Below are 17,861 nucleotides of genomic sequence, written 5' to 3'. Positions count from 1 at the left end.
ACTGTACACTATCTGCAACTGTCGTCCAGAAGATACGCGCAACGAAATGCGCATCATGTAACTGCATGATCTCAGGTAGTTACGATGATTGGACGCAAAATCGCGCAACCTTCGCGTGAAGGATCGTGCACGCGGGGGTGGTGGCCCTGGGTGACGCGTCAGCGTCGAGCCAACGACCGCGACCCCGACCGCTGAATCGCGCGCAGCTGTTCACCCGCTCCGAGTTGTGGCGCGCGTGGGATCACGATCGCGCCGACGAGATACGCGATCAACCCAGGGCCGGTGAAGAACAGCAGGACGAAGGCGAGGCGGACCAGCGTGGGGTCCCATCCCATGCGCTCGGCGATGCCGCCGCACACGCCCAGGATCATTCGCTCGTTGTTGGATCGGTAGAGTTTTTCGGTCATTGCTGCTCTCGCTGGCCTCGAGTTGGGGGCCCAGCCGCGCAAGCGTGAGTTCATTCCCGGCAATGTCCAGCCCCGCCGGGCCCAACGCCGCGGGGCCCGGTAGAATCGCGGCCGGATGCCTCTCGCCAAGCGCCCCGCTCTCACCTCTGGACCGTTGCTGCTCACGCTCGCGCTCGGGCTCGTCGCCTGCCGCACGCCGTCCAGCAAGTTGCCCTTCGATCAGCCCACAGACACCAAGGAGGACGCGCCCAAACAGGGCGAGGTGAGCGAGCGGCCCGAGCCGCTGCCGGTCGAGGCGCCGACGGATCTGTTGCCCGCCGAGGTGCCGCTGCTCGCCGAGGCGATCGATCCCGAGGCGATCCTGGGCTTGCTGACGCCGCTTGCCGAGTATCCGCAGTTTCAAGCCGCGCGCGGCCAGCTGAGCTCGCAGATCGGGGTGGATCTGCTCGACGCAACCCAGTGGCAGCAAGTCGGGCTCGACGTTCACGGCGCCATGGGCTTCGGCCTGCTCGATGTCGAAGCCGAGGGTTTCTTTGGCTACGCGACGCTCTCGGATCAGCCTGCGTTCGAGCGCTTCATCGAGCGCTTGGCGGACATGGTCGGGCGCGGCGAGGACCTCGCGTCCGCCGAGATCGGCCCGGCCCACGTGTATCGGTTTGGTGAGGAGCTCAGCGTGGTGTTGCGCGAGGGCGTCGCCTGCGTGGTCTTCGTCGACAAACCCCAGCGGGCGCCACGGGACTACGCCGCGACGATCGCAACCATGGATCCGCGTGAGGCCCTGGGCCGGACCAAGTCGTTCTCGTGGGCGCGCGAGCAGATCGTCAGCGCTGACGACGGGCTCATTTTTGTCGCACCCAACGAGCTGCGCCAGCAGATCCAGCGTGACGAGGACGACAACGACTATGGGACCCGGTATGCCCAAGAGGAGCTCGATCGCGCTCGCGCGTCGGGCCAGTCGGCGGCGACCTTGCGCGAGCTCGAGCAGCGCCTCGAAGAGGAGCGAAAGTGGGAGCAGGAGCGGGCGGTGGCCCAGCTGCATCGGCGCGAGCTGACCAAGAGCTTGTTCAGCCCGATCGGCGCGGCGGTGTTCGCAGCCGATCTGCACAGCGACGGTATCGATGCGCACGGGCGCGTGCTGATCCCCGGCGCGAGCCTGCTGCGCGATCTGTTCGCGCCCGTCGAGGCGGAGTCGCCGTTGTTCCGCGCCCTCGACGAGCCCCCGCTGATGGCGTTTGACGGGCGCGCGAACATGCAGGTGTTCGTGCAGCTGCTCGAGCAGCTGGCCAAGGCCGACGGGGAGTCGCTGGCCTCGATCAACGCCAAGGCGCGCGCGGAGCTGGGCTTCGACGTGCTCGGCGAGCTGGTCCCCGCGTTGACCGGCGCCGGCGGGGTGGTGCTGACGCAGACCAAGCAGCCCGACGCCAAGCGGCTCGCGGAGGTCCCCAAGAGCCTCGGGCTCGCGGCCTATCTGCAGCTGTCCAAGCCCGACGTGATGCGGCGGTTGCTGGACGCTGCGATCGCCTCGGGGGCGATGGGTGGGGTGCTGAGCCGGGCCAAGCGCGGCGATGGCTGGGTGCTGCGGCCGCCCGAGTGGCGCGAGGTTCAGCTCTCGATCGTCGGTGATCGACTGATCGCGAGCACCGACACCAAGTTCGCGGCCCGGATCCGCGACGCGCGTCCGGGCTCGCAGGCCGAGCCGCTCGCGGATCCCAAGCATCCGCTGCGCGGACCCTCGCCAACGCCTTCGCTGCGGTTCTATCAGCGCTGGATCTGGCTGGCGCTGGTCAACGCCCACGCCCCGTGGGAGCAGGACGGCGAGTCGATGCTCTACGACCTCGACAGCCACGCCACGCTCAGCCCCGAGCAGGCCGCCAAGGTCCCGCGCTCGCGCGAGTTCAAGCGCAAGTTCAAGGAGCTAGAGAAGGTCGTTGGCGAGCTCAACACCTACCAGCGTCGGCAGGCGACGCGGGAATTCGAGCGCGGCCTCGAGTTCGCCGCGGATCTCGGCGACGCGGGCATGCAGATCGATCGGCTCACGGACGGCCTAGGTGTCCACGCGCAGTGGCGGATGGCCTCGAGCTCGACCCCGCTCGCGCTCCCGCTGCGGTGGCTTCTGATGTTCGAGGATCAGGGGGCTGACTGGGCCGAGTACGAGGACATCCAAAACCGGCTCTCCTCGCTGCGCGAAGAGCTGTATCAGATCCGCCGGCTCGATCTCGACGCGGGGGCCGCCAAAGCCAAATAGTGGCTGGCTTCAGCTCGGGCGAGGGCTTCTCGCCCGCTTGCGGACGACATTCCCGGGCTGGTTCACCGAGGGCAGCGAGCTGGTTTCAGCTCAGCTCGCCATGCAGGAGTCGAACACGTCTTGGCAGGCTTGGACCTGCAGCTCGCCGTCTGCACACGCGATGCACAGCTGGTGCTGGTCGAGGCACGCGTCGAGGTTGGGGTTCTGATCGACTTGGCACGCGTCGGCGAAGCCGGCCGTGCACGCGTCGAAGCCGCCCTCGCACAGCTCGACCTTCTCGGGGGTGTCGGCCAGCTCGGCGCAGTCGGCGTAGTCGCCCAGACACGCCTGGAGCTCGTTGGCCGGGCAGCCACCGCACTCGGGACACTCGCCGGGATCAATGCACTGATCGTAGAGGGCTTCGCAGGCTTCGACATCCTGCAGGGTCTTGGCGCTGTCGATGCAGTTGCCAAACAGATCGATGCACACGCCAGGATCTTCGCCCGTATCGCCCCCGTCGGTGGTGCCCTCGTCCTCGCCGGTGGTGGTGTTCTCGTCTTCGCCGTCGTCGCCGTTGTCGTCGTCGTCCCAGCCGCCCTCGCACGACTCGTAGCAGTACTTGACGTCGTCCTCGCACCACTGCTTTTCCTGGTCGGTGTTGGCGTTCTCGAGGCAGGACTCGTACTCCTCGTCGCACCACTCGAACACGTCCTCGCCGTGCTCGACATCCCACAGCAGCCAGTGACATCCGCCGATGCTCAGCAGCGATCCCGCGAGCGCGCCAGTGAGGGCCAGCTTGACCAGCGATTTTTGGGAGCGGGAGAGCGCAGTGACGGAGCCGGGCTTGCGTGAGGACATCGCGTCATTCGATTACCATCCAATGACGATGATTCAAACGTGAATTGGATGATGGCTCGACTCGCGGACGGCTGGTGACTCGGGCCACGCCCGCGCGGGCGGGGCTCGGCTTCGCGCGCTGTTGGTGGGTGGTTCTGAATTGTGATCGTTCGATGTTCCTGAGCTGCTTGCGATCGAAAGATCGCCGATCTCGTCTGACTTTTTGCTCTTGCTCCCGTTCCTGCTTTGGGAGGGTCCACGAAAAATTGTGTGGCGAGCTGAGACGTTGCGTTCTGCAACTGCGCTTGCATGGGGCCTGTGGTGATGCGACAGCTCGCCCATGTCCGACGTCCCGCGCGCCGCCGCCGAGCTCGCCCGCCTGATCGATCACACGCTGTTGGCCCCCACCGCGACGGCTGCCGCGATCGATCAGCTCTGCGCACAAGCGCGGACCCACGGGTTGTTCTCGGTCTGCGTCAACCCGTGCTGGGCCGCGCGGGCCAAGCAGCAGCTCGACGGGAGTGAGGTGCGGGTGTGCACGGTGATCGGGTTTCCGCTGGGCGCCAACGCGACCGCGGGCAAGGCCGCGGAGGCGCGTGTCGCTGTCGACGACGGGGCGGACGAGCTCGACATGGTCATGAACGTGGGCTGGTTGCTAGATGGGCGCGAGCAGCAGGTCCGCGATGACATCGCCGCGGTCGTGGACGCGGGGCAGGGCCGGGTCGTGAAGGTCATCTTGGAGATCGCGCTGCTCGACGAGCAGGCGATGATCGCCCGGGCGTGCGAGCTCGCGGTCGCGGGTGGAGCGAGCTTCGTGAAGACCTCGACGGGGTTTGGCCCGGGTGGGGCGACCCTCGAAGCGGTGCGAGTGATGCGGCGGACGGTTGGCGAGACGATCGGCGTCAAGGCGTCGGGGGGGATCCGCGACGCGGCGACGGCTCGGCGCATGATCGAGGCTGGGGCCTCGCGGCTCGGGGCCAGCGCCTCGCTGCGGATCCTCGCGGAGTGGGGCGCCGCGCAGCCTGCATAGCTGTCGCGGGCGCCCGGTGTTGGTTTGTGCGAGCATGGGCACCCGTGGCCCCGCGTCCCCCAGCAGACCGCTCCGAGCGGCCGCCCAAGTGCAGCTCGGACCGTGAGCGCGCGCTGCTTCGACGCATGTGCGAGCGAGCCGAGGTCGGGTTCACCGAGTGGGAGTGCGCGCGGCTGCTGACCGAGTTCAAGCGCAATCTGTCGGAGGCGCAGTGGGCCTCGCTGCGCGATGACGTGCGGGTCGAGTCCAGCGAGGACGCGCTGCGCTCGTTGATCGTGTTTGGGTTCGAGAACCGGCGGCTCAAGCGACTGCGCTTGCGCGGACGCGGCCGCGATCGCGTGTGGGCAGAGACCGCCCACAAGCAACGAATGACCACGTTGCTGCGCTCGGGCCGATAGGGCGGGTCGTCTAGACCCAAATCAAGCGCTGAATTGGAAAAGGTGAATGATTTGGGGCTAGTACGAGCCGACAGGCGAGCGTTTGGGGTGAGCGAAGGGGGCTCCGCCGCCGAAGCGAGGGGCTTTCGAAAGCCCCCTTGAAGACATAGTAGGCCCGAGTCGAGCGCGCAGCGCTTGATTCGGGGCTACAGCCCGGCGTTCTCGAGGACTGCTGCGGCTCCGAGGCCGCCGGCCGCACACACGCCCAGCAGCGCGAACGCCTTGCCGGTCGAGTGCAGCTCGTTGGCGACGGTCGTGACCATGCGGGCCCCGGTGGCGCCGAACGGGTGACCGAGGGCGACCGAGCCGCCGTGGACGTTGAGGATCGCCGGGTCGATCTCGCCAACGGCCTTGTCGCGGCCGAGCCGGGCGTTGGCGAAGTTGGTGCTGGCGAGCATGCTGAGCACGCTGAGCACCTGGGCCGCGAAGGCCTCGTGCATGTCGACGAGCTCCATGTCGCTGAGCTCGTAGCCGGCCCGCGCCAGCGCCTGCGGCATTGCGAGGGCAGGGCCCATCAACAGCTGATCGGCGGGGTCACAGCCGACGTAGGACCACGACGCGAACCGGGCGAGCGGCGTATAGCCGAGCGCCTTGGCCTTGGCCTCGCTCATCAGCAGCACCGCGGCGGCGCCGTCGGTCAGTGAGCTCGAGTTGCCGGCGGTCAGGCTGCCGGTCTTGCTGAACACCGGACGCAGCTTGGCGAGCTTCTCTACGCTGGTGTCGCCGCGCACGATCGTGTCTTGGTGGACCCACTTGCCACTGGGGGTCTCGACCGGCGCGATCTCGTCGCGGAACCGACCCGAGGCGATCGCCTCGGCCGCGCGGTGGTGGCTGCGGGCCGCGAACTCGTCTTGGGCTTGGCGGCTGATCTCGTTGCGGACCGCCATCTTCTCGGCGCTCTCGCCCATCAGCTCGCCGGTCGTGCGCTCGACGATCCGCGGGATCCTGGGCATGATCTCGGTGATCGGCATGAGCTGGCTGAGCACCCCAAGCATGTCGCGGGGGGTCGCCTTGCCCTTGTTCGGACCCATCATCATGGGGCCGAGGGCGCGGACGAGCTTCTGGGGGATCTTGAGCTCGGCGTTCGAGGTCGAGTCCGAGCCGCCAGCGATGACCACGTCGGCCTCGCCGCGCTCGATCGCCGCGACCGCGAGGGTGATCGCCTGCAGCCCGCTGGCGCATGCGCGGGTGCAGGTCATCGCTTCGACCGAGGGCGGCAAGCCCAGATCCAGGGCGATCTCGCGGCCAACGTTGGGGGCCGCGCTGGGCAGGATCACGCCGCCCCACACGATCGAGTCGAGCTCGCGGCGGGGCAGCTCGGTGCGCTTGAGCAGGGCCGAGACGGCCGCGCCTCCGAGCGCGATGGTGTCGAGCGGCAGGTACTCGGCGAAGGCCTTGACGAAGGGGGTGCGCACGCCGGAGACGATCACGGCGCGCTGCTTGGGTTGGTCTTGCTTGCTGACTGGCATGGCGAAAATCTGGATGGGGCGCGGGTGGTGGGAGGCGCGGGTGTGGGGGGCGATGGTGACGGTCAGGATCCGACGAAGGACTGACCGCAGACGCGCAGGACGTTGCCCGTGAGGCCCTGGCTGCCGGGCGTGGCCAAGAAGGTGATCGCGTCGCCGATGTCGCGTGGCAGCCCGCCCTGGCCCAGGCTGGACAGGCGGCGGCCGACCTCGCGGATCATCACGGGGATCGCGGCGGTCAGGCGGGTCTCGATGAAGCCGGGCGCGATCGCGTTGACGGTGACGCCGCGGCCGTCGAGCTCGTCGGCGAGCCGGCGGACGTAGCCGATCACGCCGGCCTTGGTCGCGGCGTAGTTGGTCTGGCCCAGGTTGCCCGCGACCCCGGCGATCGAGCTGAGCACGATCACGCGGCCGTCGTCGAGCAGCGGGCCGTCGTCGGCGATCAGCGCGTCGGTGATCCGGGCGATCGCGTTCAGGTTGATCGAGAACACCTGATCCCAGTGCTCTGGAGACATCCGCGCGAGGGTCTTGTCGCGGGTGATGCCAGCGTTGTGAACGACGATGTCGACGCCGCCATGATCCTCGCGCAGGGTCTTGGCGATCAGGGCCGGGGTCTCGGGATCGCTGACGTCGGCGAGCAGCGGTGTGCCGCCGATCTCCAGGGCGATCGCGCTGAGCAGCTCGTCATCCGCCGGGCGATCGAGGCAGACCACGTGGGCGCCCTCGTCGGCGAGCAGCTTGGCGGTGGCCCGGCCGATCCCGCGCGCGGCCCCGGTGACCAGCGCGACCTTGCCCTCGAGCGAGCGCACGAACGCTGGCTCGAACGCGGCGAGGCCCTCGTCGTCGAGCGTTCGCGTGCTCACGTGCAGCGGCTGACCCGAGATGAACGCGCTGCGCTTGGACAGCAAGAAGCGCAGCGGGCCGGGGACCAGCGGCTCGGCGGACTCCTCTACAAACAATACGTTTGCGGTGGTGCCGGCCTTGCCGAGCTCTTTGCCGAGCGAGCGACAAAACCCCTCGATTGCGGCTTGGGCCCCCGCGACCTCGGGGCTGCGCGCCAAGCCTGGCGGCCGCGCGAGCAGGACCACGCGGCCGCACTTACGCAGGCTGCGAACCAGCGGGTGGAAGAACTCGTAGAGGCTGCGCAGGCCGGCGGCGTCGGTGATCTGCGTGGCGTCGAAGACCATCGCGTCGAGCCGCAGCTTGTCGGGCAGCGCGTCGAGCAGCAGGCCCCGCGGCGGGCGGCCCCAGGCGTCGCCGTGGGCGAGGAAGGCCGGTGGAATGTGGGCGTCGCCGACGACCAGCGGCGTGGCGCCGGCTTGGGTCAACGTCTTGGCCAAGACTTCGATCAGCGCGGACTCGCCTGCGCCCGCGTAGCCGCCAACTGCGATCTCGTAGTCATGCAGCGGGCGCTCCTCCATCGGGCCCTTGGCCCGGGCCAGCGCCTGCGGGATCGGGAGCGGGAGGCCAAGGGTCTTGACCAGGCGACGGGCCTGGGGGTTCTTACCGAGTTGCAGCAGGATGTCGTTCATGATCGGGTTGTCTCTTCGGCGGGCTGGGGTGCCCGCGGTGGTGTCTGACGCGGCCCCGCGTGCGTCGCTGCGGGCCGGGGTCGAGGACTGAAGTCGAAGGTGGTTCGGGGTGCTGCGAGGCGTCGCGCTGCGGCGACCGGGCCTCAGGATCGGGCCTCAGGATCGGGCCGAACTCCTTGCGCCGCGGACCGAGCCGGCGAGGTAGGGGGAGGCGCCGGGGGCCGCCGCGACCCAGACGCGATCCGGGGCCGGCTCGCCGCTCGAGTCGCCGGGATCGGTGCTTTGCAAGTACAGGCCGACCTTGGCCGGCAAGATCAGCGGCTTGGTGAACTTGACGTCGAAGCTGTGGATCGCGGTGGGCGACCCGCCGTAGCGCGAGCGGACCAGCCGCTCCCAGGCCATGGCCATGCTCGCGAAGCCATGCAGGATCGTGTTGCGAAACCCAAACGCGCGGGCGTAGGGGGCGAGCCAGTGAACCGGGTTGAAGTCACCGGTCAACATCGCAAACGCGAGCCCAGCGTCGGGCGCGAGCTTCCACCGGGCGAGCTCGTCGGCCTCGAGCGGGACCCGGTCGGGCTGCGGCTTGGCTTGGCCGGAGCGCCGGCCGCCGCCGCCGCCGAGCGGCACGATCGCGTACATGGTCGCAACGATCGCCCTGGGGTTGGCGGCGGTCCCGGTCACGACCTGCTGCTCGAGCACGGCGCGGCGCTCGTTCTCGTCGATGCTGACCAGTCGCGCGCTGACCTCGAGGGGCTCGTCGTTGGCGAGGGTCCCGTTGACCTCGACGCGGCAGCCGCCGTTGAGCACCTTGAACAGCGGATACGGAATCTGCTCGAGGGTCTTGGCCGCGAGCGGGAAGCCCCACTGCGGCCACAGGTGCGGGGGCACGGTGTGCTTGTAGCTGCTGGGGTCGCCCCCGCAAAACCGCACGTAGTCGCGGATCAGCTCGCGCGGGCGTGGGCTCAAGGTCGCGTGGAGCTCGGGGCCTGGGAGCTCGGGCAGGCCCTCTGGGCTGGAGCCGGTCACGGATCGGCGAATGGCAGTGAGCGCCGTGGCCCCCAGTGACGCGATCACGGATCCCTGGCTGCGGATGTGCTTGGTCGGTAACGCCATGTCGATGTGCTCGTGATGGGGTGGCTTTGGGTGTGGATCACTCCGCGGCCGCGCGCTCGTCTGCAGTTCGCTTGCGGGCCAACTCGGCGAGCAGCCGCCGTCCGGTGGTGGTGATCTCGTCGAGCAAGAAGCGGTCGCGGGGCTCGGCGCGATCGAGCCAGCGCTCACACAGCTCGCGCCGCTGCTCGTGCGCCTTGGCCTGGGCGAGCAGGATCTCGGCGATCTGTACATCCGCGAGGATCCGGGTGAAGCGCTCGGCGTGGAGCATGGCCCAGGCGAAGTCGCGCTTGGGGTTCCAGTCCTTCAAGAACGCCTCGCTCCAGCGTGACATCGGCTTGTCCGACAGCGAGCGGACCTTGTCGGTCGCGGTCTTGCGCAGCAACAATTGCGTGGCGTCGTAGGCAATGACCTGCAGCTTGGCGACCCGACGCTCGAGCGGATCGCGGGCCGAGAGCGCGCGCCAGCGGGCTTGGGCTTGCTCGCGCACGAATTTTTGCGGGTCCTTCATGACCCCGGCCAGGGTGTCCTTCATCGCCATCAGCGACTGGATCTGACTGGTGCCCTCGTAGATCGGCAGGATCATCGCGTCGCGCAGCAGCTTCTCCGCGCCGAATTCCTTGATGTAGCCGTTGCCGCCGTGGATCTGGACGCAGCGCCGGGCGTGCTCGACGGCGCGCTCGCCAGCGAAGTACTTGAGCAAGGGCGTGGCCCGGCGTGCCGCGGCCTTGTGCCTGCGGATCTCGGCGTCGATCTCGTCGGCGGGGACCGGGGCGAGCTCGGGCATGTGGTCGCGGGCAAGCTCGAGCTTGGTTGCGATCTCTTCGTGCCAAGCGGCGTGCATGGCCAGCGCCCGGGTCGCCTGGATCTCGGTGCGCATCTCGTCGAGCAGGTCCGCGATCATCTCGTGTTGATCGATGGTCTTGCCCATGGACGGGCGCTCGCGGGCGTAGGCCAGCGCCTTGCGATAGGCGGCCTCCATCAGGCCGATCGCCTCGAAGCCCACGCCGATCCGGGCGTTGTTCATGAGCGTGAGCATGTACTTGAAGCCCTCGCCGCGCTGACCAAGCAGGTGCGCGGGGCTGCGATCAAAGCTGATCGCGCAGGTCGCCGAGGCGTGGTGACCCATCTTCTCTTCGAGCCGGTCGACGGTCGCGAAGCGCTTGCGGCCCTCGGGGGTGTCCTCGTAGGTGGGGACCAAGAAGAAGCTCAGACCGCCGAGTCCGGCGTAGGCGTCGTCTTCGCTGCCAAGCTCGGGCTGCTCGGTCCGGGCGATCACGAAGTGGAAGCGCGCGTGGCCCGAGGTGATGAAGATCTTCTGACCGCTGACGAACCAGTTGCCGTGCTCGTCGACCTCGCCCACGCAGCGCAGCGCGGCCATGTCGGAGCCGGCGTCGGGCTCGGTGATGTCCATCGCGCCCCAGCTCTCGCCGCTGCCGATCTCTTCGATCCAGTCTTGAAAGCGGGTGCTGGTGATGCAGCCCTGATCGGCGTCGAACGCCGAGCTGCCCTCGCGGATCGAGAACACCAGCATCGCCATGGCCATGCCGCCGTGGAACCCGAAGTGGGTCGTGACCGACTGATCGCCGCGCGACAGGATCTCGGTGCTGATCATGTAGAGGATCAGCGCGCTGTTCATCCCGCCGAATTCGCGGGGGAGCGCCATCCAGTGCAGGTCGAGCTGCTTCATGCGCTCGAAGATCAGGCCCATGCGCTCACCCGGCACGACCTCGCCGTCGACGAGGGTGGGGGACTCGCGGTCGAGCTGCTCCCAGTGGGGGGCGACCTCTTCGGCCACGAACGCGCCGATCATGCTGGCGAAGTCGCGGTAGGTCTCGACGCCCTCGGCGACGCTGGTTGGGCCGTCTTGGGCCTGAAAATTCCACTCGGCCAGGCGCACGATCGGATCCCAGTCGAGGCCGTGGTCGAAGTACCAGCGCAGGTCGTCGTTGTCGTCGAAGAAGTTGGCCATGATCGTGACTGCTTTCAGCTGGGGTGGGGGGAGTCGGTGGCTGGGGACGCGCCGCCCGCAGGACGCGGACGAAACAGGCTGGTCTTGGCGATGCGCAGGAGCTCGGCGGTGTGGCGCTCGAGCAGCAGCTCGCGGGGTTCGTGCTCGGGCGCGAGCGCGACCAAGGTCTCGAAGGTGGCGAGGCTGCCGATCACCAGGACCGTCATGTGGGCCACGTAGGACTGCGGGTCAGCCTCGAAGCGCACGCGGCCTTGCTCTTGGCCGCGACGAATGTAGTTGGAGACGATCGTGACCCACGGGCGCACGTGCAGCTCGATCAGCGGCTGCATTTGCGTGGGCCGATCCAGCAGCTCGCGCAGGATCAGCCGGGCCCGATCGTGATCCTCGGCGAAGAACGCGACGGTCTTGGACAGCACGGCGTCGAACTGCTCCGAGCCGGTCGTTGCTGCCATCAGCAGCTTGGGCAGCACGTCATTCCAGTGGGCGAGCAGCTGCTCGAGCACCGCCTGGCGCAAGGTGTCCTTGGTGCCGTAGTGGTACAGCAGCGAGGGCTTGCGGATCCCGACCCGCTTCGAGATGTCGGCGAGCGAGACGCCGTCAAAGCCATGGGCGGCGAACAAGCGCCGGGCGTGGTCGAGGATCTGTTGCGCGATATCCGCGCGTGCGCTACGGGAGGTAGACATGTAACTACCGGTCAGGGCGATTCTCCCTACCACTCGGTAGTCACAGATTCAATGGCCAGCTAAGAGTCCAGTAGTTGCCGGATGCGCTCGGCCAGCGCGGCCGCCCGAAACGGCTTCTCGATCAGCTCGATGCCGCCCAGCGCGGCGATCTTGTCGTGCGCCAGCTGGCCGGCGGTGAACCCGCTCATGAACAGGATTTTGATCCCCGGCTCGATCGCGCGCAGCTTGGTGGCGAGGTCGAGGCCGCCCAGCCGGGGCATCACGAAGTCGGTGAGCACCAGATCGATGGTGCCCGCGTGGGCGTGAAACAGCTCGAGCGAGGCCTCGCCGTCTTCGGCCGTGAACACCGTGTAGCCGTGCAGCGAGAGGATCTGCTCGACGGTGCGGCGGACCGGGGCCTCGTCCTCGACCACGAGGACGGTCTCGCGGCCAGTGCTCGAGCTCGGGTCGGGATCCTCGGTTTCGGTGGGCCGGAGATCCCGATCCGCGGGTGCGTCGATCCGGGGCAGCCAGATCTCGAAGGTCGTGCCCACGCCGAGCTTGGTGGTGACGGTCACGGCCCCGTCCGACTGCTGCACGATCCCCAGCACGGTCGAGAGGCCCAGGCCCGTGCCCTTGCCGACCCCCTTGGTCGTGAAGAAGGGCTCGAAGATGTGGGCGATCGACTCGGGCTTCATGCCCGCGCCGGTGTCGCTGACCTCGAGCACGATCCAGTCGCCGGGGCGGACGTCGTGAGGCTGGCCCTGGCGCCGCTGCGTCAGGTGCTCGGCGCGGGTCGAGAGCCAGACCTTGCCGCCGGGGTCGCTCGCGTCGCGGGCGTTGATGACGAGGTTGAGGATCACCTGCTCGAGCTGTCCCGGGTCGACCCGGACTCGACCCAGCCGGGTCGCCAAGCGGACGTTGAGTTCGTACTCGGCGCCGAGCAGGCGCTCGAGGATCGAGCCGCTGCGCTCGACCAGCGCGTTGATCTCGACGACCTCGGGCTGCAACACCTGGCGGCGAGAGAAGGCCAGGAGCTGACGCGTGAGCGAGGCCCCGCGCTCGGCAGCCTCGCGGATCACCCGGACCTCGGTGGCGCCGCTGTGGTTGTCGACATCGCCGCGCGCGCGCGCGCTGAGGACATCGGTCGAGCCGATGATCGTCGTGAGCAGGTTGTTGAAGTCGTGGGCCACGCCGCCCGCGAGCTGCCCGATCGCCTCCATCTTCTGTGACTGCCGCAGCTGGGCCTCGAGCGCGACCCGCTTGGCTTGGCTTCGCTCGCGCTCGAGGATCTCGGCCTCGAGCTGGGTCTTGGACGAGGCGAGCTCATCGGCGCGGCTTCGCAGCTCGGCGTTGAGGGTCTTGAGCTCGTTGTAGTAGCGAGCGTTCTCGAGCGAGATCGCGGCTTGCGAGAGCAGGATCTGCAGGACCTCGGTGCGCGAGTCGGTGAACGCGGCCGCGGTGAGCTCGTTCTCCAGGTACAAGACCCCGACCAGCTCGTCCTTGTGGCGGATCGGCGTGCACAACACCGACTTGAGCCGCCGCCGAACCACGTGGGGATCCTTGGTGAAGGGGCCGCGGCGGTAGGCGTCCTCGAGCACCACGTTCTCGCCGCTGCGCAGCACGTGCCGGACGACCCCAACGGCCAGCTCCGCGTCGGCGAGCGGGCGCTTGTAGTTCAGCTCGACCTCGTCGATCTCGCTGCTGGCCGCGGCTTCGATCCGAAAGTCGTCTTCGGACTCGAGGATCAAGAAGCCCCGGTTGGCGCCCGCGTTGAGCAGGATGATCTGCATCATGCGGGCGAGCAGGCGGTCCAGATCGATCTCGCTGGAGATCGCTTGCGAGGCCCGGGTCACGGTAGCGAGGTCGAGCGCCTGCGAGCTGCCGGTCCCGGCCCATGGCTCGGAGGTCGCGGTGAACTTGCTGCGGCGGGTGTCGACGGTCAGCTCGCGGTAGAGCGCTGGCTGCTCGGCCTGGAGCAGGCGCAGCTTTCGTCGCGCACCCCAGGCGCGGTAGCTCGCGATCGCAGCAGCGAAGAAGGGCCGGGCCAGGCGCGAGTTGCCGCGCGCCGTCCACATCCGGGCCGCGAGCTCGCTGGCCAGCGCATGGACGTGGATGAAGCCGTGGGTGACGGCGCTGGCGATCGCCCGCTCGTACAGATCGAGGGCCGCGAGCACGTCGCCGTCAAATCGGGCCAGCTCTGCGGCGACCAGCAGGTGCTTGTGCTCGAAGTTCTGCGGGGCGCTCTTGGCCCACTGCGCCATCTGATCTTGGTTGTGCTCGATGGTTGCGAGCGCCAGCCGGCGGCGGGCCTCGGGCAGATCGGGCAGCGAGGCCGCGAGCGCCAACGAGTGGTAAAAATTGCGATCGGCGAGCGCGACGTGGCCGATCGCGTAGGGCAGGAATTCCTTGCTGGCGGTGATGCACGCGAGCGCAGCGGTCGGATCCCCGTGGAGGTAGTGCAGCTGCGCGCTGTAGATCTGGTGGACGCACAGCGCGATGTGGCTGTGGCGCTGCCGACACTCGGCCAAGAACTCGCGCTCGAGCGTGGCGAGGTCGCGGACATCTCCTGCGAGGCGCTCACCGAGCAGCGCGGCGACGATGAGCTGCACGCCACGCACGACGTTGGCCGCGTACACGTGGTTGATCTCGGTCAGCTGCGGCAGCGTGCGCGCGAGCTCGAGCTCGATCCGCGCAAGCGGGGTGCCGGCGAACATGTGCAACAGCTGGCGCTGGTATTGAATGTAGCCGACGAACTGGAGCTGACCGGACTCGGTCGCGGCCTGCTGACCGCGGTCGTTGAGCGCCTCGCACTCGTCGATCGGGCCCCGCCACGGCAACAGGAAGCCGGCGACGATGTAGCACGCGCGGGCCTCTTGCTCGAGGTCGTTGGACCGGCGCGCGAGCGCGAGCGCGAGCGCGCCCCACTCGTACGCGGTCTCGTGATCACCGAGCACGGCGCCGACGAAGGTCCCGTGGTGCGCATAGCCAAACGCCGACTCGGGCAGCGAGCCGTGCGCGAGGGTCAGGTTGACGAGCAGCAGGGTCACGAGCGGAAACAGCCGATAGTCGTCGCTGTAGGCCGCGCTGATCATCGTTGCGAGCAGACGCGCGGCCCCGCGGGTGTCTCGTTGCGGCATCGACGGCAGCTCGATCAGCGAGGCGACGGAGCCTCCGCGCAGTCGCTCCTCGAGGCGCTCGCGGTACTCGGCGAGCGCGGCCGCGAGCGCTTGATCGATCGCCTCGTCGCTCGCGGGCAGGCTGATGCCGAGCAGCGCGAGCCCCCGACGTCCGGTTGCGATGGCCTCGGCGTACTGCGTGGCCATGGTCTGCTGGAACACCAAAAGGTCGAAGAGCTCGACGCGATCGACGGGATCGTGGACGTGGTCGAGCGCGGTCGTGATCCGCGAGCGCGAGGGCTCGACCTCGTCGCACAGGTACTCGGCGATCGCGAGTTCGCGGTGCAGCGCGAGCGCGAGCTTGTAGTGGTCCCGCCACGCGCGAGGACCTTCGTTGGCCCCGCTGGCGTCACCTAGCTCGTCAATGAGGCTCAAGCACTCGACGCCGGTTCGCAGGTAGCGTGCGGCCGTCTTGTAGGCCGTTGCCTTGTGGGCGCGCTCGCCAGCGAGGCGGGCGAGCTCGGTGAGGCGAGCGAGCTCGGTGGGCGTGGTGATCAGCGTGCGGCCGCTGTCGAGGTGATCGACGATGTTGAACACACGCTCGGCGAGCCGGTCGTCGGGGGTGTTGGCCAGCAGCATGTTGCCAATCCGCAGGTGCGCCGCGGCGCGCTCGTTGGGCGGCAACAGGTCGTAGGCCGCCTCGCGCACGCGGTTGTGGACGAAGTCCCAGCGCTCGTCGTCGCGCAGCAGGATCATCCCGGCCCGGGCCGCGGCCCGCAGGTCCTCGAGCGTCGCGGTGGCCGGGACCTCGTTGATCGCGGCGACGGTCTCGTGCGTGAACGAGCCGCCCAAGCAGGCCGCCGTGCGCAGCACGTTGCGGGTCGAGTCCGGCAGCTGCAGCAGGCGCCGCGCGAGCAGCTCGCCGACGGACTCGCTGGCCTGCATCTGGCGCAGCCCGGTCTCGTCCCAGGTCCAGCTCACGCCAGCGTGGGCCTCGAGGTCGCTGGACAGCTCGAGGCTTGGCTCGTCGGCGCTGAGCAGCTTCTCTTCCCACGCCATCTGCAAGAAGGTGCGGACGAACAGCGGGTTGCCAGCGGTGCGCTCGACCACGAGCTCGGCCAGCTCGCGCGGACGCGGGGGCGGGCGGCCCAGGGCTTCGCTGATCAGCGTCTCGACCTCGGCGACGCCCAGCGAGCGCAGCGGCAGCTCGGTGACCGAGGCGCCGCACAGGCGGAGGTTGGCGAGCGAGTGGCGGGTCGGGTGGTCGGCGTCGAGCTCGTCATCGCGGACCGAGGCGATCAGCAGCAGGTGGCTCTGTTCATCGTCGGCGGCGAGCAGCTCGAGCAGCGCGAGGCTGCCCGGGTCGGCCCACTGGAGGTCATCGAGGAACAGCGTCAGGGGCTGGCCCGCGCTGGCGCAGGCCCGGACGAACCGGCGAAACACCAGGTTGAAGCGCTGCAGGGACTCCTCGGGGCCAAGCGGCGCGACCGGGGGCAGCGCGCCCACGATCGGCTCCATCTCGGGGACAACGTCGAGCAGGATCCGACCGTTGATCGCCAGCGCCTCGGACAGCCGGGCGCGCCAATCACCGAATTCTTCCATGCCCGCGCCAAGGATGCGCCCGGCCAGGCTGCGAAACGCGGTGGCGAACGCCTCGTAGGCCGCGCGACTGCCGAGCTGTCCAAATTTGCCGCTGATGAACGCGCCCGCGCGCCCGCTCAGGCGGCTCTCGAACGCGCTGATCAGCGCGGACTTGCCAACCCCCGAGCTGCCCGAGACCAACACAATTGACGGGCGCCCGCGCTGGGCCCTGGCCCATGACCGCTCGAGCGCCTCGAGGTCGCGATCTCGCCCAAACAGCCGCTCGGGGACCCGCAGCTCGGGCCGGCGATCGTGGGTGCCAAGCTCGAAATTGGGGATCGGCGAGCGGCGCGAGGCCGACCCGTGGGCCTGAGATGGGTCGCGGTCGCGGGGCGAAGCAGGGGCGTCTTGAAGGTCCCGCGTGGGCAGCCCGTCGCGCATGCTCAGCAGATCGCGAATGCGCAGCAGATCATGGTAGAGCCCGCGGCTGCTCTGGTAGCGGTCCTCCGGGGCCTTGGCGAGCAGCTTCATGATGATCCGCGAGAGCTGCTCGGAGGTCTCGGGGCGCAGGTGGATCGGGGGCTCGGGCAGCTTCGCGAGGTGGCAGTGAACCAGCTCCAGCGCCTCGGCGGCCGAGAATGGGACCTGGCCGCACAGCAGCTCGTACAAGGTCACGCCGAGCGAGTAGAGATCCGCGCGGTGATCCAGCGCCCGGTTCATGCGCCCCGTCTGCTCGGGTGAAATATAGGCGAGCGTGCCCTCGAGGCGGTTGGGCGCCACGGTCAGGCGCTCGCCGTCGTCGAGCCGCGCGGACACGCCAAAGTCGATGAACTTCAGCTGCTCGCCCGCCGCGTCGATCAGGATGTTGCGAGGCTTGACGTCCTTGTGGATGACGCCGCCGGCATGGATCGCCGAGAGCCCCCGCGCGAGCTGGACCGCGATGTCCAAGAACCGGTCGACGCTGAACCCACGCGCGGGGATTCGCTCGGCCAGCGAGACACCCTCGAAGTCCTCCATGACGATCGCGGCGGCGTGCCCGTTGGTCTCGAAGCTGAGGAAGCGGACGACGTTGGCGTGCGAGAAGACCTGCCCGATCTCCCACTCACGCCGGAGCCGAGCGATCGCCTGTGAGCTCGGCCGGCTCGACGCCAAGGTCTTGAGCACCACCGACACGCCGTCGTGCTGCCGACGCGCGCGGAGGATTCGAGACCGCGATCCCGCGTGGATCAGCGGTCCCGGTTCGAAGCCCGGCACAGACATTGACTAGGCCCCTCCACAGGCAGCATGTACTTTGCCAGAGCGTGACGCCCCGCGCTTGAACTTGCGCATCGGGAGCGTCGCTCGGTTCGCACCTTGGCCAGGACGGCTATTTGTGCGCGATGTGAGGGATCGAGCCCGTCGCTGGGCCGGCCGCGGGTCGGGGGAGCTCGCCCCCGACCCTGGCAACTCGGTGCCAGTGCCAGTGCGTGGTTTCGGAACGACAA

At 68.8% G+C, this 17,861-nt stretch carries 11 protein-coding genes; 3 read left to right on the top strand and 8 right to left on the bottom strand.

Translation table 11 applies throughout. The features are described 5' to 3' along the window. Positions 1-158 precede the first annotated feature (158 nt). The gene (locus tag DB30_RS16635; protein ID WP_146659247.1) at positions 159-407 is read right to left on the bottom strand and encodes a PspC domain-containing protein; all 249 of its coding nucleotides are present in this window, start codon (positions 405-407) and stop codon (positions 159-161) included. A gap of 115 nt (positions 408-522) precedes the next feature. On the opposite strand from DB30_RS16635, the gene DB30_RS16630 reads away from it, so the two are divergent. Then, positions 523-2,652 (top strand): hypothetical protein, encoded by a 2,130-nt coding sequence (locus tag DB30_RS16630; RefSeq protein WP_052550017.1) that lies wholly within the window; start codon positions 523-525, stop codon positions 2,650-2,652. Between the two features lie 90 nt (positions 2,653-2,742). On the opposite strand, the gene DB30_RS16625 is transcribed toward DB30_RS16630, so the two are convergent. Then, complete coding sequence (locus DB30_RS16625) at positions 2,743-3,489, bottom strand: hypothetical protein (RefSeq protein WP_052550015.1); 747 nt, start codon at positions 3,487-3,489, stop codon at positions 2,743-2,745. Between the two features lie 319 nt (positions 3,490-3,808). Here DB30_RS16625 and deoC point away from each other — a divergent pair, with 319 nt between their 5' ends. Continuing rightward, complete coding sequence (gene deoC / locus DB30_RS16620; protein WP_052550012.1) at positions 3,809-4,498, top strand: deoxyribose-phosphate aldolase; 690 nt, start codon at positions 3,809-3,811, stop codon at positions 4,496-4,498. Between the two features lie 44 nt (positions 4,499-4,542). Further along, positions 4,543-4,896, top strand: a complete 354-nt coding sequence (locus DB30_RS16615; RefSeq protein WP_146659245.1) for a hypothetical protein — start codon at positions 4,543-4,545, stop codon at positions 4,894-4,896. A 185-nt stretch (positions 4,897-5,081) separates the two neighbouring features. Here DB30_RS16615 and DB30_RS16610 read toward each other — a convergent pair whose 3' ends face one another. The 6 genes from DB30_RS16610 to DB30_RS16585 form a co-directional block, all read right to left on the bottom strand. Continuing rightward, positions 5,082-6,404 carry an acetyl-CoA C-acyltransferase gene (locus tag DB30_RS16610; protein WP_052550008.1) on the bottom strand — a complete coding sequence of 441 codons (1,323 nt, stop codon included), beginning with the start codon at positions 6,402-6,404 and terminating at the stop codon, positions 5,082-5,084. Positions 6,405-6,466: 62 nt separating this feature from the next. Continuing rightward, positions 6,467-7,933, bottom strand: coding sequence for a 3-oxoacyl-ACP reductase (locus DB30_RS16605; protein ID WP_052550006.1), 1,467 nt, complete (start codon positions 7,931-7,933; stop codon positions 6,467-6,469). 156 nt (positions 7,934-8,089) lie between these two features. Continuing rightward, positions 8,090-9,046, bottom strand: coding sequence for a MaoC family dehydratase (locus DB30_RS16600; RefSeq protein ID WP_165703805.1), 957 nt, complete (start codon positions 9,044-9,046; stop codon positions 8,090-8,092). 37 nt (positions 9,047-9,083) lie between these two features. Then, positions 9,084-11,015, bottom strand: coding sequence for an acyl-CoA dehydrogenase family protein (locus tag DB30_RS16595; RefSeq protein ID WP_052550002.1), 1,932 nt, complete (start codon positions 11,013-11,015; stop codon positions 9,084-9,086). 14 nt (positions 11,016-11,029) lie between these two features. Then, positions 11,030-11,698, bottom strand: a complete 669-nt coding sequence (locus DB30_RS16590; protein WP_146659241.1) for a TetR/AcrR family transcriptional regulator — start codon at positions 11,696-11,698, stop codon at positions 11,030-11,032. A gap of 59 nt (positions 11,699-11,757) precedes the next feature. Continuing rightward, entirely contained in the window at positions 11,758-17,637 is a 5,880-nt protein-coding gene (locus DB30_RS16585) for a protein kinase domain-containing protein (RefSeq protein ID WP_146659238.1), read from the bottom strand. Positions 17,638-17,861: the final 224 nt, after the last annotated feature.

Source organism: Enhygromyxa salina, assembly GCF_000737335.2.
Taxonomy (GTDB): domain Bacteria; phylum Myxococcota_A; class Polyangia; order Nannocystales; family Nannocystaceae; genus Plesiocystis; species Plesiocystis salina_C.
This window is presented reverse-complemented; position numbering and strand designations above follow the sequence as displayed.